This is a genomic window from Ochrobactrum sp. S1502_03 (assembly GCF_044435015.1).
Lineage (GTDB): Bacteria > Pseudomonadota > Alphaproteobacteria > Rhizobiales > Rhizobiaceae > Brucella > Brucella chromiisoli.
The window spans coordinates 52,849-74,592 of the sequence record NZ_JAYEXN010000014.1; the positions used below are offsets into that span (position 1 = coordinate 52,849).

The window sequence follows — 21,744 nt, forward strand, 5'->3', positions numbered from 1 at the left end:
GCACGGTGCGGCCAAATAAACATACACCGGTGTTTGTAAACACGAATTACCGTGTTATAGTCAATCACTTAATATTACATATCACGAATGAGTTACCCTGGTCGTGAAGGGGGAAACGCATATTTTAGGCATCTGCTTTGTCGAGAGAAGATTGAATGCGCAGAACAAAAGCTGAAGCTGCTGAAACACGGGAGGCCATTTTGGCCGCCGCAGAACACGTCTTCCTCGAACGCGGACTCACTCAATCAACACTGTCACAAATTGCCAGCCAAGCGGGTGTTACGCGCGGCGCAATCTATTTTCATTTTCACGACAAACTGGACATTTTTCAAGCGATTATTAATCGCACCTGCTTTCCGCATGAAGAGATCATGATAAAGGCTGCGGCCTGTGATCATCCCAATCCAATGCATGTCCTCGAACAATCGATCTTAACGGCGTTAGAACTTTTCGCGACCAATGAGCAGCAGCAGAATGTTTTCACCATCATTCATCAGCGCTGCGAATATGTCGGAGAAATTGCCCCTGTGGTCGATCGTCTGAAAGAAGCCCGCGCCACTATGTTATCGTTGTTCACCGGATTGCTCGACATTTCGGAACGCCGTGGAGAACTCTCAAAGGAATGGACTTCAATATCGGCGGCTCAAATCCTGCTTGCGGTATTGAGTGGTCTTCTCAACGAGTGGATGCGAAGCGAACGCAGCTTTGATCTGGTTCAGTCCGGCGGTAAAACCATCAAAACAATGATACGCTCCATGCGTATCGACGAACCCGGCTCTTTCTGACCGCTAAAACACGTATTTTTTCGGAGTCCGCTGCCACTCTAAAAAATTGGGAGAGACAGCTCATCCCCTTTTAATTTACGCTTACGTCAATGTAACTCTTGCGGTCAGGACGAAACTCGACCACATTCATGACTGAGGAGCACCTGACCTGCATTGTCGGGACGGGTCGTATTGGGAAAAGGGTGGCGGGCTTGCTGCTCAAACAGTGGACGGAGCAATCCGGGGAGAAGGCATGGCAAAAAAAGCAGCAGAAACAAAACCCACGTCGAAAAAGGCTACCGCAGCTGTTTCGGCAGCGGATAAGATTTGGCTGAAATCCTATCCAAAAAGCGTTCCACACGAGATCGACATGAGCAAGACCACATGCATTGGCGACATGATTGCCAATGCATGCCGCCAATTCGCAGGCAAGCCAGCCTTCACCTGCATGGGCAAGGACCTTTCCTATAAGGAACTGGACGAGAATTCGCGCGCGCTCGCAGCTTGGCTGCAATCACGCGGATTGGTCAAGGGCGACCGCGTTGCGGTGATGATGCCCAATATCCTGCAATATCCTGTGGCAATTGCCGCAATCCTGCGGGCTGGCTTCGTGGTCGTCAACGTAAACCCGCTCTACACACCGCGCGAGCTTCAGCACCAATTGAATGATTCAGGCGCGCAGGCCCTGATCGTGCTCGAAAATTTTGCCACCACCGTGCAGAAATCACTGGCTTCCATCCATGTTCCAAACATCGTTGTTGCCTCTATGGGTGACATGCACGGCCTGAAAGGCCACATCATCAACCTGGTGGTGCGCAAGGTGAAAAAACTGGTGCCGGAATGGAACATTCCCGATCATGTGCGCTTCAAAGATGCGTTGAAGCAAGGAAGGTCAAAGTCTTTCAATCCGGTTCCAGTCGACAAATCTGACATTGCCTTTCTGCAATATACCGGCGGCACCACGGGTGTTTCCAAAGGCGCGATGTTGAGCCATGCCAATATTCTGGCCAATGTGGAACAAATGCGGCTCTGGATGGAAGTGGCATTTTTGAAAAAGGGCAAACCGAAAGAACTCAACTTCGTCTGTGCTCTGCCACTCTATCATATTTTTGCACTGACTGTGAATGCGATGATCGGCATCAAGCTTGGCGCGCGCAATATTCTCATTCCGAATCCACGCGATATTCCAGCTTTCGTCAAGGAATTGCAAAAATATCCATTCCACATCTTTCCGGGCCTCAACACGTTATTCAACGCCTTGATGAACAACGAAGATTTCAAAGCGCTGAACTTCAAGCCACTGGTTTTGACACTCGGCGGGGGCATGGCAGTGCAGCGTCCAATTGCCGAACGCTGGCAGGAAATGACGGACTGCCACATCACCGAAGGCTACGGGCTTTCGGAAACATCTCCAGTTGCTTCAGCCAATGCACTGGATGCGACCGAATTCAGTGGCACAATCGGGCTCCCCATGCCTTCAACCGACATTGCTATTCGAGACGATGACGGCAAGGATCTGCCACTGGGTGAAGTGGGCGAGATTTGCGTGCGCGGCCCGCAGGTTATGCTTGGCTATTGGAACCGCCCGGATGAAACGGAGCGCGCCATCATGACTGACGGCTTTTTCCGCACCGGCGACATGGGCTTCATGGATGAAAACGGCTTCACCAAGATTGTTGATCGCAAGAAGGACATGATCCTTGTTTCGGGCTTCAACGTCTATCCGAATGAAATTGAGGAAGTGGCCGCAGAACATCCGGGCATCGTGGAATCAGCTGCCGTGGGCATTCCCAATGAGCACTCTGGTGAAGTGGTGAAACTCTATGTGGTGCGCCGTGACCCGACCCTCACGGAAGAGGATGTCAAATCGTTCTGCGCCCAGCGTCTGACCAATTACAAGCGCCCGCGCGAAGTGGAGTTTCGGGATGCCTTGCCGAAAACCAATGTCGGCAAGATTTTGCGCCGCGAATTGAGAGACTAAAATAAAAGCGGCCCTCAACTTTATGAGGGCCGCTTCGTTTTATCTGAACAAACCAGGCAAGCCAGCAATAGATTCGAGCACCACATCAGCATGAGGCTCAAGCGCTTCGCGTGGGCTGTTGCCAGACAGAACACCGACAGCAAGTCCGGCTTTTGCAGCGTGCGCTGTTTCAAGGTCATGCAGATTATCGCCAACCATGGCGACTGCACCCGGTTCAAGGCCGGTTTTCTCAGCAAAATACAGCAATGGGTCGGCATAAGGTTTTGGGCGTGCGGCCGTATCATAGCCGATCACCACATCAAACAAATGGTCGATGCCCAGCGCCTTCGCGGTCGCATGTGCTCCTGCTTCGGAATCATTGGTGGCAATGCCAAGGATAAAGCCCATCTCGCGAAGTGCTTCGAGTGTCTCTTGCAAGCCCTCAATTCCCACCGCAGAACGCGCACCTTCAGCGACCGTATAAGAGTCAAACTCGTCGATCTTCGCTTTGAAACCCGCTTCGTCAATCTCCGGGTGCCAGAGCTGCACGATGTCTTCGACCGTTCCGGCAGCAATCACCGAATTGGCGCGAAAACGCGATGCTTCCCAATCATAGCCACCCGCATCAAGCAGCGAGCGCGCACGATGCTCGTCACCATTGGCGGTGCGCTGCGCAAGGTTCCACGACACGGTAAACCATGTGCGGTCGAAATCGATCAGCGTGCCATCCTTATCGAACAGGATGGCACGGATTGATTTCAACTTTTCGGAGGAAAGGGGTGCACTCATGCCTCTAACGCACCGGCGCGTTTCTTCACTGCCGATGGTTTGTCAGCCAGCAGCTTGAGAAGATCATCCCCACGACGAACATAACGCAGGGTGCGACGGGTGAGAATGCGGCCTGCCTGCGGCGCAGTGAGTGTGATGTCGCCTTCCGGTTCACCCGGCTTGGTCACAACGGTCACGAGCTTGGCGCCCGCTTCCACCACATCGCCCGGAGCGACGTGATAAAGCACCATGCCACCTTCCGGTGCGCGCAGCATTTCAACGTTTTCAAGCGGCGTAATGAGGCCCTTATAATCGAGATCAAGCTTGACGCTTTCATCGACAATCACGCCGCGATGGACGAGAAATCTGTAAAGACCTTCCGCGTCACCTTTGCCCATATCGGCATAGACATCGCTCAAACCACGGAATTCAACCGTGGTTACGGCGCGGCGCTTCATATTGCGCTGATCCGCAGGCAATTGCAGAACCGGATGTGCGCAGGCTTCCTCGAAAGCTGCGTCCGCGGTCGTGTCCCAAGCGAGGATCGCTGTCGAGCCGAGTGCCACGGCCAGATCCTTCATGTCTTCCACAAATTCCTTGGCGATATACACATAGCTTTCGCTTTCATCATCGCAATGAAGATCAAGCACGATGTCGTTTTCGAGAGCCAACTTCAAAAGCGTTGCTTTCAGGCGCTGCGCAAGCGCAACAGGTGCATCCGGGCCGGAAAGTTCACTGGTGTCGAAATCCGGCAGCAGCGGGAAAGCGCGGTTGAAATTGACCGCAGAGAAAAACTCGAAACGGCCCAGATGCTGATGCGCCTGCCATTGGTTTGAGCCAATCGGATTTGCCTGTGGGATAACCGTGATATTGCCGAGAATACGGCCTTCTTCAGCAGCTTTTTTCAGCATCGGCACGAGAAAATGCAGAGCAGCTTGCCCCGGCAATTCGCCACCATGCAGCGAGGATTGCAGATAGGCGGTCGGCGCATCGCTGTCTTTGCCTGCAAAACGCAGCACACGCAGTTCTATGGCGTTACCCGGTACGTCGCCGGCAAACTCGATAATCTCGGTCTTCATCTCTCATCCCATTAAAAGCACAAAAAGCCGGGCAGAGCGCCCGGCTTGCCTTATTGATTTGCCTTAATATCAGGCTTTGCGGCGCGCATGCAAATGCGCAACGAGACCAACGGTCGAAGCGTCTTTGCCTTCGGCGGATTCTGCACCCGAAACAACAGGAAGAAGCTCGGTTGCGAGTTCTTTGCCAAGTTCCACGCCCCACTGGTCAAAGGCATTGATGCCGAAAATCTGCGCTTCAACAAACACACGATGCTCGTAAAGGGCGATCAGGCGACCCAATGCAAACGGGTCGAGCTTGTCGTGAACAAGCGTGAGCGACGGACGATTGCCCGAGAACACGCGATGCGGTGCAATGCGCTCAACTTCTGCGTCCGGCAGATTCTTGGCCTTCAACTGTGCACGCGCTTCATCGAGCGTGCGCCCCTTCATCAAGGCTTCCGACTGCGCAAGGCAATTGGCGAGCAGCATTTCATGCTGATGATCGAGATGCTTTTCATGGCCCTTTGCCGCAACGATGAATTCGAGCGGAATGGTGTCTGTACCCTGATGCAGCAACTGGAAGAAAGCGTGCTGGCCATTGGTGCCAGGCTCGCCCCAGACAACAGGACCCGTTGGGCCGGAAACTGGCTTGCCGTCAACGGTCACGCTTTTGCCGTTCGATTCCATATCGAGCTGCTGGAGATAGGCCGGAACGCGTGCCAGACGCTGATCATAAGGAATGACGGCACGACTGGAGTAACCGCAAATTGCGCGGTGCCAGTAACCGATAAGACCGAGCCAGATTGGCAGGTTCTTTTCCAGCGGCGCATCGCGGAAATGCACATCCATTGAATGCGCGCCTGCAAGGAATTTGCGGAAATTATCTGCGCCAATTGCGATCATCACCGGCAGGCCAATCGCCGACCAGACCGAATAGCGACCGCCAACCCAGTCCCAAAAACCAAAGACGCGTTCTTCGCCAATGCCAAATGCGGCGACCTTATCAAGGGCAGTCGAGACGGCTGCAAAATGTGCGCCGACAGCGTCTTCGCCCAGCGCATCCGCAATCCATTTGCGCGCGGTCTGCGCATTGGTCATGGTTTCAATGGTGGTGAAGGTTTTTGAGGCGACGATGATCAGTGTCGTTACCGGATCAAGCACATTGAGCGTGTCGGCAATGTGTGCACCATCGATGTTCGAAACATAATGGGCGCGCGGGCCGTCATGGTAGGGTGAAAGCGCAATCGTCGCCATAACCGGCCCAAGATCGGAACCACCAATACCGATATTGACGATGTCGGTGATCTTCTTGCCCGTCGCACCTGTGACAGAACCGGAACGGATGCCATCGGAGAAAGCAGCCATACGGTCGAGCACTTTCTTCACGTCCGGCAGGACGTTGTGGCCATCGACCAATACCTCTTTCGAGGTTGTGTCGCGAAGGGCGACATGCAGAACAGCGCGATCTTCAGTGTTGTTGATGTGCTCGCCTGCAAACATGGCAGCGCGGCGGCCTTCAACATCGGCGGCTTTTGCCAGTTCAGTCAAAAGCGAAACCGTCTCGTCATTGACGCGGGCCTTCGACCAGTCAAACAGCAGATCATCAAGTGACAGCGAATAACGCTCAAAACGGCCCGGATCAGCTTTGAATGCGGCACGCATGTCTTTTGGTGCTGCTTCCGCCCAGTGCTTTTTCAGCTTTGCGACCGTTGCTTCAAGCTTCGCCGCGTCTCTTGCCATGATGATACTCCAGTCAATCAAATCGATTTAATTGCGGATAATTAAGCATTTTATTAGAAGATTGCACCAATTAAATTACAGAAATTTTTCATTTTGATGCCGCTCCATATATGGATATTGATCAATATAGATTGATAGGAGCGAGTTTAAAGCATGGACCTCGTCGGAGAAGAGAGAATCAACGCACCCCGGCAGGCCGTCTGGGATGCGCTCAATGATATTGAAACGCTGAAAAACAGCATTCCCGGCTGCGAAGATCTGGAAAGAATTTCTGAAACAGAAATCCGTGCAGCGTTGAAAGTCAGCCTCGGCGTGATCAAGGTCCGCTTCCATGGAATGCTCGAACTCTCCAACATGAAGCCACCCGCCTCCTATACGATTTCCGGGCGCGGTGAAGGCTCGATTGCAGGCTTTGCCCATGGCGACACCGATGTAACCCTGACAGAAGATGGTGATGACACGATCCTGAGCTATGTGATCCGCGGCGATGCCGGTGGCAAGATCGCCCAGCTTGGATCGAAACTTCTCGGTTCGGTCGCACGCAAGATTGCGGATCGCTTCTTTGCCAATATCGGTGCTGCGGCAGCTCAAAAAGCGCTCGATAATGCCGCTGCAAAAACGGCATAATTTCATTCCAAGATGGTATGGGGATGGATGGGAAAGCGTTTTCGCTTTGCGTCCAACTCAGATAGTCGATAATCCAACAGCATCATTAAGGCCTATCGGCATGAAACCCAGAGATACCGCAACCTATATTTTTCTTGCCATCGCATGGGGGCTTTCGTTCCTCGTGGTGCTGCGCGTGGTCGAAGCCTTCGGCTGGGTGGGTGCGGTGGCTTTCCGCTCCTTCATTGCGGCGGGAACACTGTTTGCCATTGCCAAGCTATCAGGGCGCAGCCTTGATTTTCAAGCTGGCTGGAAGCCGTTTGCCATTGTTGGCGCCACAACTGTTGCGGGCCAGCTGATTGGCCTTTCCTACGGTACACCGCTGATCGGCACGGCAATGGCTGCAATCTGTGTGGCATCAATTCCGCTTTTCTCAATGGTCATCAGCCAGTTGTGGGGGCTTGAGCGCATCACCTCACGCGGCCTGATCGGCCTGTTGCTTGGTGTGACCGGCATTGTGTTGCTGGTTGGCTTTCCCGCTGTGGCCGTGACGCCTGAATTCATCATGGGCTGCATTGCCGTGATGTTCTCGTGCTTTTCGGCGGCATTTGGCAGCAATTATGCAAGCCGCCGCCTGTCCACCACCGGCTCGTGGGAAACCACCATCGGCGCATTCGTGTTTGGCGGCATTCTCACGCTGCCGCTGATCTTCGTCATTCCTGTGCCAGCCATGCCGGGGCTGATTGATGTTGTCTTTCTGCTGATCTCTGCCTGCGTGATGAGCGCGCTCACCTATGTGCTCTATTTCAGGCTGGTCGGGAATGTCGGCCCGACAAAAGCCATCAGCGTGGAATTTGCGGTCACAGTCATTGCTGTGCTGGTTGGTGCCGTGTTCCTTAAAGAACAGCTTTCCATCATCCAGTTTGCCGGCGCTGCCGTGATCATCGCTGGCTGCGCACTGGTATTAAGCGCGCGTCCGTCGCTGCCAAAAGAAGCAGAAGCGTTTCAGGAAGCAGAAGCGACCACCGAACCAGCACCAAGTGGTCTCAAGTCCGATCCCCTCTGATTTCCATTTGAGTTCAATGTCAAAGGCCCGTGCTTCCAAAGCCGGGCCTTTGCTATTTCTGGTATGCATTTTTTCTGACGCGCATCTTTTCCGAAAACCGGCTCCCACTTTTCGGGATGCGCTGATTTGTCATAAATTGACCAGATGATAAAAAATTTGACCTTCCGTGAAAATCTGTCATCCTGTCAATAACGGGCATCACGCGACGGCAAAGATCGCAGCCCGGAACAGAGTTTACGGTGCGCAAAGGGAACCCGCGCCTGAACAAGCAAAAATGGGAGATGCGATCTATGAGATCAGCAGAGAATTCGCCTATTGATGCAATTGATAATCCGGGACACGCGAACGGGCCTGATATTCACGGCTCGCGGTTGGATAAGGCCGATTATGCGCATGTTTTCGATGATCTGCATCCGCCGCTCAACAAGCATGAAGCCCTCGTTGAATCTGACCGCTGCTATTATTGCTATGATGCGCCTTGCATGAATGCGTGTCCGACCAGCATCGATATTCCGCGTTTCATTCGCCAGATTAACACTGGCAATGCCATCGGTGCGGCGAAGACCATTCTTTCAGAGAACATTCTTGGTGGCATGTGTGCCCGCGTCTGCCCGACCGAAACGCTCTGCGAAGAAGTGTGTGTTCGCGAGACTTCGGAAGGCAAACCGGTCAAGATCGGTGAATTGCAGCGCTATGCGACCGATGTTCTGATGGAAACCGGCAATCATCCATTCAAGCGCGCACCCGACACCGGCAAGCACATCGCCATTGTTGGCGCAGGTCCGGCAGGTCTTTCTGCGGCGCACCGCCTTGCGATGCATGGCCATCAGGTGACGATTTTTGACGCGCGGCCCAAGGGCGGCGGTCTGAATGAATATGGTATTGCCGCCTATAAGACAGTCAATAATTTCGCCCAGCGCGAGCTGGAATTCGTGCTGAAAATCGGCGCTATCAATATCGAATATAACCAGACGCTCGGTCAGGACATCACGATTGAAGCCTTAAAAGCAGGCTATGATGCGGTGTTCCTCGGCATGGGGATGCCGGGGGTTAATGATCTCGGCCTTGCCGGAGAAGATGCACCGAATGTGATTGATGCGGTGGATTACATTGCCAATCTGCGTCAGGCAAAAGACCTCTCGTCGCTGCCCGTTGGCCGCAATGTCGTGGTGATCGGTGGCGGCATGACGGCGGTGGACGTTGCCATTCAGACCAAGAAGCTTGGCGCTGAAAACGTGACCATCGTTTATCGTCGCGGGCAGGAAAGCATGAATGCCAGCGCCTATGAGCAGGAACTGGCACAGATTCATGGCGTGGTGATCCGTCACTGGTTGCAACCGCATGCCCTTGAGCGGAGCGAAGACGGCACCGTCAATGCCGTTGTGTTTGAATATACCAATGCCGATAGCGGCAAGCTTTCGGGCACTGGCGAATATCTCATTCTCGAAGCCGATCAGGTATTCAAGGCTATTGGTCAGAAGTTTGAACCAGAGCCAATTGCAGGCTCAGGCATTGGACTCTCCAAAGGGCGCATCAGCGTCGATGATGAGCGTCGCACATCCGTTGAAGGGATTTGGGCGGGGGGCGACTGCGTTGCAGGTGGTCAGGATCTGACCGTTGCATCGGTGGAAGACGGCAAAGTTGCTGCCGAATCTATCCATGCAACGCTGACAAAACGTCCCGAAGCAATTGAAGGTTTTGCCGATGCGGTGCTCTCGGGCGGCGCGCTTCATGCGCCCAGCCCGTCGGCTCACCGTGACCGCAGTGTGCCTTTGGGCCAGGAACAGGGCTGAGGAGAGTAAACATGGCTGATCTTTCTACGAATTTCCTCGGTATCAAATCGCCAAACCCGTTCTGGCTGGCTTCGGCTCCACCGACCGACAAGGCTTACAATGTTGAGCGTGCTTTCAAGGCTGGCTGGGGTGGCGTGGTCTGGAAAACGCTGGGTGCCGAGGGCCCTCCGGTCGTTAACGTCAATGGTCCGCGCTATGGCGCAATCCATGGCGCTGACCGGCGTCTGCTTGGTCTTAACAATATCGAACTGATCACTGATCGTCCGCTTGAAGTGAACCTTCGCGAAATGAAGGAAGTCAAAATGCGCTGGCCCGACCGCGCATTGATCGCGTCGATCATGGTGCCATGTGAAGAAGAGGCATGGAAAGCCATTCTGCCACTGGTGGAAGAAACCGGCGCTGACGGCATCGAACTAAACTTCGGTTGTCCGCACGGCATGAGCGAACGCGGCATGGGTGCGGCTGTTGGTCAGGTGCCGGAATATGTCGGCATGGTTGTCAAATGGTGCAAGCAATATAGCCGGATGCCAGTGATCACCAAGCTGACGCCAAACATCACCGATATTCGCAAGCCAGCACGAGGCGCAAAGGCCAACGGCACAGACGCTGTGTCGCTGATCAACACGATCAATTCGATTGTCTCGGTTGATTTGGACAGCATGTCGCCTGTTCCGTCCATCGACGGACGCGGCAGCCATGGCGGCTATTGCGGACCAGCGGTCAAACCGATTGCACTGAACATGGTGGCGGAAATTGCACGCGATCCTGAAACCTATGGTCTACCGATTTCAGGCATTGGCGGCATTACGACATGGCGCGATGCGGCTGAATTTATTGCGCTCGGCTGCGGCACCGTTCAGGTCTGTACTGCTGCCATGACCTATGGCTTCAAGGTCGTTGAGGAAATGATCGACGGTCTTTCCGACTGGATGGACAGCAAGGGTTATCAGACGCTTGATGATTTCCGCGGCATGGCTGTCGGGCATGTCAGTGACTGGCAGTACCTCAACCTCAATTATGTCACCAAGGCAAGGATTGATCAGGATTCCTGCATCAAGTGCGGTCGTTGCCACATTGCCTGCGAAGATACCTCGCATCAGGCGATCACCAATCTGGTGAATGGTGCACGGCACTTTGAAGTGATTGATGAGGAATGCGTTGGCTGCAATCTTTGCGTCAATGTCTGCCCGGTCGAGGATTGCATCACCATGGAGCAGATCGGCGACTTCGATCCGCGCACCAAGGCACCAATCCCGGCACAATATGCCAACTGGACAACCCATCCGAACAATCCGATGGCCGTCAAAGAAGCGGCCGAATAAAACAAAGACGCCGGGGGAAACCCCGGCGTTTTTTATGTTTAACGGCTGACGCGTTTGCCTTTTTCCGACTCAAACACATGGCTGGTTGCCGGATCAATCGCAATGGTCAGCACATCACCCGGACGCACTGTCAGGCGCTCGCGGAACAGGCAGGTAACCGGCTGATCGCCCAGCTTGCCCATGACCATGATTTCCGAACCTGTCGGCTCGACAATATCGACCGTAACCGGCACGCCCTGCTCGGCAATCTTCATATGTTCAGGGCGCATGCCATAAACGGCCCTGCCCGACAGACTGCCATAATCGCCATCGGGAAGCGGAATGCGGAAACCGCCATCAGCGACAAACGAACCTTCTTCGATCTTGCCGTTGACGAAGTTCATTGATGGCGAACCGATGAAGCCAGCCACAAACATATTGGCCGGACGATCATAAAGATCGAGCGGAGCACCGATTTGTTCCACCAGACCATCACGCATGACGACGATCTTATCGGCCATGGTCATGGCTTCGATCTGATCGTGGGTGACGTAGATCGTGGTGGTTTTCAGACGCTGATGCAGCCCCTTGATCTCACCGCGCATCTGCACACGCAATTTAGCGTCTAGGTTGGACAGCGGTTCGTCAAACAGAAACACCTGCGGATCGCGGACAATCGCACGGCCCATCGCCACACGCTGGCGCTGGCCACCGGAAAGCTGGCGCGGAAAGCGGTCGAGCAGCTTGTTGAGGCCGAGGATTTCCGCCGCACGGTTAACGCGGCTGTCACGTTCTTGCTTCGGCGCGTTTTTCAGCATGAGCGCGAAGCCCATATTGTCGGCCACCGTCATATGCGGATAGAGCGCATAATTCTGGAACACCATGGCGATGTCGCGCTCCTTGGCGCGCAGATCATTGACCACGCGCGGACCGATAGCGATTTCGCCATCGCTGATTTCCTCAAGCCCTGCGATCATGCGCAGAAGCGTCGATTTTCCGCAGCCCGATGGGCCGACCAGCACGACGAATTCGCCGTCCTCAATATCAACCGACACGCCATGCAGAACGCCGACATTGCCATATTTCTTGATTGCATTTCGGATGGATACAGATGCCATCTTGAACCTCAACTCTTATTTGACGGCGCCTGCGGTCAGACCTGCAACGATCTGGCGCTGTGCGAAAACGGTTAGCAACAGGACCGGCAATGTGACCACAAGGGCGGCGGCGGCAAGCGGACCCCAGCTGACCTGTTCAAAGGACAGCATGTTGTAAACTGCGACCGGCAGAGTGCGTGTCTCGCGGCTGGCGAGCACGATGCCGAAAACGAAATTGTTCCACGAGAAGATCACCGCAAGGATGAGCGACACCACAATGCCAGGCTTGGCAATCGGCAGTGCAACTTTCATGAATACCTGCCACGACGATGCACCATCAATGGTGGCTGCTTCTTCAAGCTCCATCGGTGTTGTCTCGAAATAACCGATCATGATCCAGATCACGATGGGAACCGTCACAACCAGATGGATGATGATCTGCGGCCAGAGCGTGCCGAGCAGTCCGAGCGTCTGGAACAAAAGGAACAGCGGGATCAGGTAAGACAGGCCCGGTGTCATACGCGCAATCATAATAACGATTGCCGATTTGTTGGCGCGCAAGCGTGCGATGCCATAGCCTGCCGGAACACCGACAATCAATGCCAGCAAGGTAGCGGTGCCGGTGACGAGAATACTGTTCCAGAAATAGAGCAGAAAGTCGTTGGTTTCGAAAATCCCGCTATAGTTTGACCAAGCGATGCGGTCGGGAATCAGGATTGGCGGATAGGCGCCATTGTCGATTTCATATTTCAGCGAAAGCGACAGCATCCAGACGAAGAAGAAGATTGCAGGCGACACGATGACGAAAACCATGAGTGCCGTGCCAAGCTTTGAAAGAATAGACTTGCGTGCCATGGTCGGTCCTCACGAGTTCCACTTGGTCCGCTGGCGCAGCGCCAGAAGGATCATGGACATGGCGATAATGACAATGAAGAACACCACGGCAATCGCCGAGCCATAGCCTATGTCATAGTAAGAGAACGCCACATTATAGAGATAGATATTGATGGTTTCCGATGCCGTACCCGGACCGCCCTGCGTCATCGCATAGATGATATCGAAGCTTTTGAGCGCATCAATTGAGCGGATGATAACGGCCACCATGATAAAGGGCAGGATCATCGGCAGCGTGATATAGCGGAACTTCTGCCAGCCGTTGGCACCGTCAATTTCCGCACTTTCAAACGGATCACGTGGCATGGAGGCAAGGCCGCCAAGCACGATCAGCATCACCAGCGGCGTCCACTGCCATGTTTCAACCAGTACCAGCGACGGGATAACCGTGCTCTGATTGAAAATCCATTCCTGTGGCGGAATACCGATCAGCGATAGAAGATAGTTCAGCACGCCAAGTTGTGGGTGATACATCATCGTCCAGACAAGGGCGACGGCCACTGGCGTTGCCATCATCGGCATCACGAAAATGCCGCGCAACAGCCCGCGCATCGGCAGTTTACTGTCAAAAACCAGCGCTGCAATCGTGCCCAATATCATCGGAGCAACGACGGAGAGAACCGTATAGACGACCGTATGCCACATGGATTCCCAGAAACGCATATCGGCTGCAAGGCGCAGATAATTGTCGAAGCCGACAAAGCTCTGTTCACCGCCGAGTTGCCACTGATTGGCACTCATCCAGAGTGTAAACACCCATGGGAAAACGATCACCGCCCCGACAGTGATCAAGGCTGGAAGAACGAACGGCCAATAGCTGGGTCTGAGACGACTTTTAAAAGGCCGGGTGGCAGGAACAGCCGTTGCAGCTGCTCCTGTTTTTGCACCTATCGGGGCAGCAGATGTCATTTTCCTTCGCTCCGTGCGAGGACCGGACGGAATTCTTCCGTCGCGCGTTTCATTTCCGTTTCAGCGTCTGCACCATTCAACAGATTGGTGAGGCCCACACCGATAATGTCGCGGAATTCCGTGACAGGCACGATGACGGGCAGGCAGAGCTGGCTGATCGGCGCTGATTTCGAGAGCGCCTCTACCCAGCCTTCCGGCATGGTGACGCCCTTGCGCACGGCTTCGTCGTCAATGATCGACTTGCGGAACGGGACCCCCGAACCCGACTGCAACAGACGCGCACCCATTTCTTTGGAAATGGCCCATTGGCAGTAAAGATATGCGGCTTCCTTGTTCTTGGAAGCTTCTGTGACGCCGATACCGTCGCCGGTCGTCGGTGCAGCCTGTGCATTCGGGCCTGCTGGCATGACGCCATAACCAACCTTGCCGACAACGCGCGACTTGTTCGGGTCTTCAAGCGGCGGTGCAAAGCCGATACCGTCGAGCCACATGCCAACGCGACCCTGAAGGAAGTTCGACTGGCATTCTGCCCAGTTGAAGCCCGCAACCCCGGGAGGTGCCGATTTGGTCATCAGGCGCTGATAGAGCCTGGCCGCTTCAATGCCTTCCGGTGAATCCGTCTCAACATTACCATCAGCGTCCACCGACTGCTTACCATAACCAAGCATAAGGCTGGTGAAGACCGGCGCATTGGCGTTTTTCATGCCGCGCGCAACGAAACCATAGGTTCTGGTGGACGGATCGGTCAGTGCTTCGGCGGTTGTGACCAGTTCTTCAAAGGTCTTGGGGAATTCAAGCCCCTTCTCCGCAAAGAGGTCTTTGTTCCAATAGATAATCCAGTAATCGACCGAGAATGGCAGTGCACCAAAGCGACCATTGGCATCTTTGGCAAAGGTCAGACCCGCGCTTGCAAAATCATCTTCGGTGAGCGACGCGTCGGTCAGCGTCGGGTCTTTCAAAAACGGGTTGAGATCGGCAAGCCAGCCGCCCTTTTCAAACTGACGCTTCTGAACGTGATAGCTGATGTGGATAACGTCGAAGCTCGGACGGCCCGAAGTCAGCTCAATCACCGCCTTCTGGCGCTGCTGTTGTTCCGGCGTCTGCTCGGAATTAACCTTGATGCCCGTCAGGTCTTCGAATTCCTTCTGATGCTTCTGAAGGAGTTCGCCACGCGGGCTTTTGATCAGATTTACTTCAAGCGTGGTGCCCGCATATTTTTTCCAGTCAACACCTGACTGGGCAAAAGACGGGCTAATGCCCGTTATGCCGGATGCAGCAATTGCTGCCGTTCCCGCCATAAACTGACGGCGTGTTGGACGTAACAGATTCATCGCTTATTCCTCCCCTGTAATGTTTGCGGCCCGGCGACTCCTCTCGCCAGACCTTGGTCTTTAAATGTGCAAAGCCAGTTTCCGTGCATTGTTGATGTGAACGGCGATGGCATCCATGGCCGTTTGCGGGTCGCGGGTCTCAATGGCGCTCAACACAGTCAGATGCTCTTGCATAACCGGAATCACACGCCCGTTAATACGGAAACGCTCCTGATTGATCAGACGCATCTTGATTGTGTTGGTCTGGTAAGCACGCCAAATGATTTCATTATTAAGCGAGCTAACAATCGTATCATGCAGGCTCCAGTCGATATTCTGTGCCTGTTTTTCAAGCTCCGGTGTTTCACCTTCGTTCATTGCACGATTGAGCGTTTCTTCATGCTCAGCGCGCAACGAACGCAGCAATTCATCGGAAGCTGACTGGCAAAAAATCGCAACCGATTCCTTTTCGATGAAAAGGCGAAACTGAAACGCTTCGCGGATCAGATTAAGATCAATATGGGCGATCTGGAGTCCACGCTGCGGTACGGTCTTGATCAGACCTTCCGTTTCAAGACGCGGGATCAATTCGCGGATCGCACCCAGCGGCAGACCCGTCATAGTGACGAGCTGACGCTGTGAAACGAACTGGCCCGGATGAAAATCACGCGCCAGCAAATGCTCGGTGAAGCTCTGATAAGCCTTATCGCGCAATTTTACCGGTTCTTGGTGATCGTCCGCCAAAGCCATTTCCTTTTGCTATCGACGCTTATGCCGTGATCAGGCCGCTTTTGCCATATGCAAACGGTCGAATACACTGCCAATTGCATCGAAATCCGCGTCATTTAATGAAATCAGCGGTGCGCGTACACGACGCCATTCCTTGTCGCCCGTATGACGCGCAACCATGGCCTTGACCGCTGGCGTTACCGGATAGTTCAGCAATTGCTGCACAGCGCCAACCAGTTCATTGTCATCCTGACCGTCATTGATCATGCGTAGAAGACGATCCGGGAAAAGATTGGCCATACCGGAAATCGCACCCTGTCCGCCAAGCCGCACACCGGCTGCAAGATCACGCTCATCACCGATCAGGATCGCAATGTCTTTATGAGCAGCAAGCAGCTTTTCCGTATAGGCCCAGTTGCCAGAGGAATCTTTCACGCCGGTTATGACGCCACCAAAAGCATCACGCAGACGGGTGATCAGATCGACCGACAATTCAACCGCCGTTACAGACGGGATATTGTAAAGAATGATGCTGCGTGCATCATCGCCCAAACCTTTGAGAACCGCCGAGAACCAGTTGAACAGACCTTCGTCGGACAGGTTTTTGAAATAGGATGGCGGCGCCAGAAGAATGGCCTTGCAACCGCGACGCAGCGCATCGGCGGATTGGGCTACTGCATCGGCCACCGAATTTTCCATGACGCCGACAACGATGTTCGAAGCCAAAAAACCATCCGCGATGAAAGCATCAAGAAGCGCTGCGCGTTCAGCATCGGCAATCGACGAACCTTCGCCGGTGGTACCAAACAGAGTGACGCTCGAGCAGCCGCTGTCGAGGCGGGCGCGGGCGTGCTTTAGGGCACGGCTGACATCGATTTTGCCGTCAGCATCGAATGGTGTGGTGAGTGCCGCAGAGAGGCCGAAGCGCTCCTGCCCTGAATATTGTTGTGCCAAAACTGGCTCCTCCCAAGTTTGAACTGTAAGTTGGCACATACTAACATGTTAGTAAATAGTCAATTCGGGTTCAGTGCGTGTTTGTATGTTTTTGGGAGGAGATTGCCGGCTTACTGGGCCGGAACAACACCGCTTTCTATGAAAGAAAGGACTTGCTGATAGTCTGGTGAACCGGCGCGGCCACCAAAGCGTGCGCATTTAATGGCGGCGGCTGCATTGGCAAATCGGATCATGTCGGTGATCCCTTTGCCGTCAACCAGACCATGGGCGAAAGCGCCATGAAAGACATCGCCCGCTGCCAGCGTATCGACGGCTTTCACCTTAAAGCCCGGTACATGGAATACTTGCTTGCCAGCCCCTTGCGTCCAGTAGCAGCCATCAGCGCCAGCGGTGACAGAGGTGAAAACATCATAGCGGCTGGCCAAAATGTTCACACATTCGCGCAAATCCGTCGTGCCGGTCACGCTGATCGCAGCGGGTTCTGATGCAACAATATGCGTTGCAAGCGGCAGCAGCTTTTCCAGAAGCTCGACAGGTGCGGTATCCGCATCCAAGATAGCTGGAATCCCTGCATCGCGAGCAGCTCGAAGGGCTGTTTCAGCCGCCCATGGCCAGCGCACATCGGTCATTACAGCGGCGTAGGCGCCAGCTGCAATCGGCGGAATCTGATCCGACGGGCTTGCAAGTGCCGGGTCATAAAATGGCACAATGATGCGCTCGCCGTTTGCATCGACAAGAATTGAGGAAAATGCCGTGCGCACGCCTTCCAGCCGACGGATATAAGAGCAATCGATGCCTTCGGCTTCAAGCTCTGCGATGGCGCGCTCACCCACCGGATCAACTCCGGCAGAAGCCCAAAGCGCCACATCCCCACCAAGCCGGGCAATCGCGGCTGCGGCACTCGAAGCCATGCCAGCGGCGATCTCGACCGCTTCACGCGGCAGATATTTACCTGCCGCGTGTGGAAGTTCATCAAGGCGCAGAATGGTGTCCATGGTGAGGGCACCAACGCAGAGAATTTTGGACGTCATGATTACGAGATCAGACCTTCAGAACGCAGCGTCGCCCAGAATTCACCCGGGATGGACTGCTCGAACCAGACAACATTCTGCCTGATCTGTTCTGGCGAACGCACACCAATCAGAATGGAGCTGACGGCCTCATGCATCATCGGAAACTGCATGGCGGCGGCGGCAAGCGGTACATTGAAGTCGTCGCAAATATCATGCAGGCGGTTGGTGCGTGCAATGATTTCAGCAGGCGCATCAGCATAATCGAACTTCTGTTCGCCACCGCGTGGGGATGCCAGAATGCCGGAGTTGAACACACCGGCAATCACCAGCGCCATGCCGCGCTTTTGCGCCAGCGGCAAGAATTCCTTTTCCGAAACCTGATCAAGAAGCGAGTAGCGGCCAGCCAGAAGCGAGCAATCGAGATCCGCTTCCTCAAGCGCATCACGAATGACCTGCCATTCATTCACTCCAAGGCCAAAGCCTTTAATATTGCCTGCTTCGCGCAATTCACTCAGTGCACGGAAACCGCCGCCCTTGGTCAATGCGTTCCAGTGAAACTCATGACGGTCAGCATGGGTCACGCGGCCAATGTCATGGACATAGAGCAGATCGATTTTGGGAAAGCCAAGGCGCTGCTGGCTGTCATCGAAGCTGCGCATAACACCGTCATAGCTGTAATCAAAAACCTCACGGAAATTGAGACCATTGTGCCAGCCGGAATCGAGAGGATTTTTTGGTGGCGATGGCGGCAGCGTGCGACCAGCGCGCTCATTGGTCATCAGGCGGCCAACTTTGGTAGAAACCACGGCGCGTTCAGTCTTTTCGCGCAGCAAATCGCCCAAAAGATGCTCGCTTCGACCAAGACCATACATCGGTGCGCTGTCGAAATAGCGGATGCCGCTGTCCCAGCCAGCTTCGAGCAAAGCATCCGCATCGGCACGGGAAACAGGCGCATAAAGCCCGCCCAAAGGTGCGGTTCCCAGACCAAGCGCCGTTACGGACAGCCCCGTGCGGCCCAGTGTGCGCCTATCAGATACTTTAAGCTGCATAAATATCTCCTCCAGAACCTATGCCCGCGTATTAAGGGCGCGCATCTTGTCCGAAAACCGTTTCACACTTTTCGGGATGCGCTCTAAACGCGCACAGACTGATAAGAGGAAGATAATAAATTCGCAAACGAAAAACCTATTCATCTGCGAATAAGAATCTCAATCCGCTTGTGAAAAGCGTGCCTGGATGCTTTGTGAAAGCAGCGCAACAGGGCGCGACTGATCGCCAGCCTTAACCCAGATCAGCTCTTCGATTTCACTCGAAGCGGCAGGCACCTGCCCTTCCCTCAAAGTGAGGTGGAACAGTTCTGCTTCAACGATGGAATCAAGTTCGTTGGCGGCTGGTGCCGACATGCGCGCTGCATAGCGCAACTGGCTCTCGTCAATCAGAATGCCGAGCTCTTCCTCGATTTCGCGGATAAGCGCAATCTGCGGCTCTTCGCCGGTATCAATCTTGCCACCAGGCTGGAAGAAAATCTCGCTGCCGCGTTTGCGAACAAGGAGGAAACGGCCCGCTTCATCGCGGACAATGGCTGCTGCAATAAGAATCGTTTTCATGATGCTGCAACATCATCACGAACACGCACACCGTCAAGAATAATTGCTGCAATGGAGCGTGCTGTCTGCTCATAAAAATCCGGCTGCTCGGTGCGGTTGCCAAGAATGGCTGCAACCTGAACCGAGAAATCGGAATAATGCTGCGTCACGGCCCATATCGTAAAAATCAGGTGATAAGGATCAATGGGCGCGATGCGCTTTTCTTCAATCCAACAACGAATAACGCCTGCTTTTTCATCGACCAGCTCTTTCAGATGGCCTTTGAGAAAATCGGTAATCGCCGGTGCACCATGCAGAATTTCATTGGCAAACAGCCGCGATGCTTCCGGCCTTTTGGCCGAAAGCGCAAGCTTTTGCGCAATATAGTTCTGGAGTTCCTCAAGCGGATCGCCTTCAGGGCTGATGCTCTCGAACGGGCCAAGCCATTCGGTGAGCGTTTCCTCCAAAACCGTCACGTAGATATTTTGCTTGCGCGGAAAATAATACAGCAGGTTTGGCTTCGACATCCCTGCCTTTTCGGCAATCTGATCGACTGTCGAACCGCGAAACCCATAAGCGGAAAAGACATCAAGCGCTGCATCCAGAATGAGCCTGCGATTGATCGCCTGAATGCGCGTCGCACCCTCCGCCTTTTCATTCACACCTGCTTCGGCGGGAGCTGTCGCATCTGTGACCATTTAACACCTTTTGACGGAGCAAAATTTCTTAAAACCGCTTGACCGCTGTCGAACGCTCTTCTAGCCTGCATTTTGACCAACTAGTCAAGTTTTTGCAAATACTGCAAGAAGATTGAGGCCAAAGAGCTGGGTCGCGGGAACAACATAACATGCGAAGCGCTTGCGGCAATGCCGCAGTTATTCCATGCTTGAAATGTGGAGGCAGAGCAAATGGCGCTCTCCAGTAATCTCAAGGTCAATGGCGACAGGCTGTGGGACAGCCTGATGGAAATGGCACAGATTGGCCCCGGTTTGCGCGGTGGTAACAATCGCCAGACGCTGACCGATGAAGACGCCGAAGGTCGCCAGCTTTTTCAGAAATGGTGCGAACAGGCCGGACTGTCGATGACCGTCGATACGATGGGCAATATGTTCTTTATTCGCGCAGGCGAAGATGCGGATGCCGATCCGGTTTATATGGGCAGCCATCTCGATACGCAGCCGACAGGCGGCAAATATGACGGCGTGCTCGGTGTGCTGGGCGGACTTGAAGTCATGCGCACCTTGAACGACACAAACATCAAGACAAAGCGCCCGATTGTCGTGGTCAACTGGACCAATGAAGAAGGCACGCGTTTTGCGCCTGCAATGCTTGCTTCCGGCGTTTTCGCCGGGGTGCTAGAACAGGACTGGGCCTATGAGCGCACCGACGCCAAAGGCAAGAAATTCATCGATGAGCTGGAGCGCATTGGCTGGAAGGGCGACGAGCCGGTTGGCAAGCGCAAGATCCATTCGATGTTTGAGTTGCACATCGAACAAGGCCCGATCCTTGAGGCTGAAAACAAGGATATTGGCGTTGTCACCCATGGTCAGGGCCTGTGGTGGTTGCAGATAACACTGACCGGCAAGGAAGCACATACCGGCTCAACGCCGATGAAGATGCGCAGGAATGCAAGCCTTGGCTTGGGCAAACTGCTGCAACTGGTCAATGAGATTGCGATGGACTATCAGCCCGATGCGGTCGGTGGCGTGGGCCATATTGAAGTTTCGCCGAACTCTCGCAATGTTCTGCCGGGCCAAATCGTCTTTACCGTCGATTTCCGTTCGCCGGATCAGAAAACACTCGATGCCATGAAAGCGCGTTTTGAAACGGAAGCGCCAAAGATCGCGGCAGACCTTGGCATTGGTATCGAGATTGAAGTGGCAGGCCATTTCGATCCCGTCACGTTCGATGAAGGCTGCGTCACGGCAATTCGCAATGCAGCCGAACGGCTTGGCTACAGCCATCGCGACATTGTTTCCGGTGCCGGTCACGATGCCTGCTGGATCAATCGCGTGGCACCGACCGCCATGGTCATGTGTCCATGCGTCGATGGCCTCAGCCATAACGAAGACGAAGAAATCTCAAAGGAGTGGGCATCGGCTGGCGCTGATGTACTTCTTCATGCCGTATTGGAGAGTGCTGAAATTGTAAGTTAATTTCCAGCCTATCCAATACCTGTTCGAAACAAAACCAAAA

20 protein-coding genes are annotated in these 21,744 nt (G+C 54.1%); 7 read left to right on the forward strand and 13 right to left on the reverse strand.

Annotation, left to right across the window (positions count from 1 at the left end; translation table 11 throughout):
• Positions 1-155: 155 nt before the first annotated feature.
• Together VBH83_RS11225 and VBH83_RS11230 are read left to right on the forward strand one after the other, a co-directional pair.
• Positions 156-785, forward strand: a complete 630-nt coding sequence (locus VBH83_RS11225) for a TetR family transcriptional regulator (RefSeq protein ID WP_396997713.1) — start codon at positions 156-158, stop codon at positions 783-785.
• Positions 786-1,017: 232 nt separating this feature from the next.
• Positions 1,018-2,745, forward strand: coding sequence for a long-chain fatty acid--CoA ligase (locus VBH83_RS11230; protein ID WP_265982933.1), 1,728 nt, complete (start codon positions 1,018-1,020; stop codon positions 2,743-2,745).
• Between the two features lie 39 nt (positions 2,746-2,784).
• On the opposite strand, the gene VBH83_RS11235 is transcribed toward VBH83_RS11230, so the two are convergent.
• From VBH83_RS11235 to pgi, 3 genes are all read right to left on the reverse strand, one after another.
• Positions 2,785-3,513: an HAD family hydrolase gene (locus VBH83_RS11235; protein WP_265982932.1), complete on the reverse strand. Its 729-nt coding sequence runs from the start codon at positions 3,511-3,513 to the stop codon at positions 2,785-2,787.
• Complete coding sequence (locus tag VBH83_RS11240; RefSeq protein WP_265982931.1) at positions 3,510-4,571, reverse strand: succinylglutamate desuccinylase/aspartoacylase family protein; 1,062 nt, start codon at positions 4,569-4,571, stop codon at positions 3,510-3,512. The genes VBH83_RS11235 and VBH83_RS11240 overlap by 4 nt, the downstream gene beginning before the upstream one ends.
• A gap of 69 nt (positions 4,572-4,640) precedes the next feature.
• Positions 4,641-6,290 carry a glucose-6-phosphate isomerase gene (gene pgi, locus VBH83_RS11245; RefSeq protein WP_265982930.1) on the reverse strand — a complete coding sequence of 550 codons (1,650 nt, stop codon included), beginning with the start codon at positions 6,288-6,290 and terminating at the stop codon, positions 4,641-4,643.
• Positions 6,291-6,443: 153 nt separating this feature from the next.
• Here pgi and VBH83_RS11250 point away from each other — a divergent pair, with 153 nt between their 5' ends.
• The 4 genes from VBH83_RS11250 to preA all read left to right on the forward strand — a co-directional run bounded on the left by VBH83_RS11250 (position 6,444) and on the right by preA (position 11,077).
• Complete coding sequence (locus VBH83_RS11250) at positions 6,444-6,917, forward strand: carbon monoxide dehydrogenase subunit G (protein WP_265982928.1); 474 nt, start codon at positions 6,444-6,446, stop codon at positions 6,915-6,917.
• A 100-nt stretch (positions 6,918-7,017) separates the two neighbouring features.
• Positions 7,018-7,962: a DMT family transporter gene (locus tag VBH83_RS11255; RefSeq protein WP_265982926.1), complete on the forward strand. Its 945-nt coding sequence runs from the start codon at positions 7,018-7,020 to the stop codon at positions 7,960-7,962.
• A 281-nt stretch (positions 7,963-8,243) separates the two neighbouring features.
• The gene (locus VBH83_RS11260) at positions 8,244-9,755 is read left to right on the forward strand and encodes an NAD(P)-dependent oxidoreductase (RefSeq protein ID WP_265982924.1); all 1,512 of its coding nucleotides are present in this window, start codon (positions 8,244-8,246) and stop codon (positions 9,753-9,755) included.
• Positions 9,756-9,766: 11 nt separating this feature from the next.
• The gene (preA, locus tag VBH83_RS11265) at positions 9,767-11,077 is read left to right on the forward strand and encodes an NAD-dependent dihydropyrimidine dehydrogenase subunit PreA (RefSeq protein ID WP_140020200.1); all 1,311 of its coding nucleotides are present in this window, start codon (positions 9,767-9,769) and stop codon (positions 11,075-11,077) included.
• Between the two features lie 38 nt (positions 11,078-11,115).
• Here the strand turns inward: preA and VBH83_RS11270 are convergent, their stop codons facing one another.
• From VBH83_RS11270 to VBH83_RS11315, 10 genes are all read right to left on the reverse strand, one after another.
• Entirely contained in the window at positions 11,116-12,174 is a 1,059-nt protein-coding gene (locus tag VBH83_RS11270) for an ABC transporter ATP-binding protein (RefSeq protein WP_265982921.1), read from the reverse strand.
• Between the two features lie 15 nt (positions 12,175-12,189).
• A complete protein-coding gene (locus tag VBH83_RS11275) occupies positions 12,190-13,008 on the reverse strand; it encodes a carbohydrate ABC transporter permease (RefSeq protein ID WP_396997718.1) in 819 nt (272 codons plus the stop codon).
• Positions 13,009-13,017: 9 nt separating this feature from the next.
• Positions 13,018-13,956, reverse strand: a complete 939-nt coding sequence (locus VBH83_RS11280) for a carbohydrate ABC transporter permease (RefSeq protein ID WP_265982919.1) — start codon at positions 13,954-13,956, stop codon at positions 13,018-13,020.
• Positions 13,953-15,287, reverse strand: coding sequence for an ABC transporter substrate-binding protein (locus VBH83_RS11285; protein ID WP_396997721.1), 1,335 nt, complete (start codon positions 15,285-15,287; stop codon positions 13,953-13,955). The genes VBH83_RS11280 and VBH83_RS11285 overlap by 4 nt, the downstream gene beginning before the upstream one ends.
• A 60-nt stretch (positions 15,288-15,347) precedes the next feature.
• Complete coding sequence (locus VBH83_RS11290) at positions 15,348-16,010, reverse strand: GntR family transcriptional regulator (RefSeq protein WP_265983839.1); 663 nt, start codon at positions 16,008-16,010, stop codon at positions 15,348-15,350.
• A gap of 36 nt (positions 16,011-16,046) precedes the next feature.
• Positions 16,047-16,949, reverse strand: a complete 903-nt coding sequence (locus VBH83_RS11295; protein ID WP_396997723.1) for a dihydrodipicolinate synthase family protein — start codon at positions 16,947-16,949, stop codon at positions 16,047-16,049.
• A 110-nt stretch (positions 16,950-17,059) separates the two neighbouring features.
• Positions 17,060-17,980 (reverse strand): PfkB family carbohydrate kinase, encoded by a 921-nt coding sequence (locus VBH83_RS11300; protein ID WP_396997725.1) that lies wholly within the window; start codon positions 17,978-17,980, stop codon positions 17,060-17,062.
• 2 nt (positions 17,981-17,982) lie between these two features.
• Positions 17,983-19,011: an aldo/keto reductase gene (locus VBH83_RS11305; protein WP_396997727.1), complete on the reverse strand. Its 1,029-nt coding sequence runs from the start codon at positions 19,009-19,011 to the stop codon at positions 17,983-17,985.
• Between the two features lie 159 nt (positions 19,012-19,170).
• Positions 19,171-19,569 (reverse strand): NUDIX domain-containing protein, encoded by a 399-nt coding sequence (locus tag VBH83_RS11310; protein ID WP_265982909.1) that lies wholly within the window; start codon positions 19,567-19,569, stop codon positions 19,171-19,173.
• On the reverse strand, positions 19,566-20,246 hold the full coding sequence (locus tag VBH83_RS11315) for a TetR family transcriptional regulator C-terminal domain-containing protein (RefSeq protein WP_265982907.1): 681 nt from the start codon (positions 20,244-20,246) through the stop codon (positions 19,566-19,568). The genes VBH83_RS11310 and VBH83_RS11315 overlap by 4 nt, the downstream gene beginning before the upstream one ends.
• A gap of 210 nt (positions 20,247-20,456) precedes the next feature.
• Here VBH83_RS11315 and VBH83_RS11320 point away from each other — a divergent pair, with 210 nt between their 5' ends.
• On the forward strand, positions 20,457-21,704 hold the full coding sequence (locus tag VBH83_RS11320) for a Zn-dependent hydrolase (protein ID WP_265982906.1): 1,248 nt from the start codon (positions 20,457-20,459) through the stop codon (positions 21,702-21,704).
• Positions 21,705-21,744 lie beyond the last annotated feature (40 nt).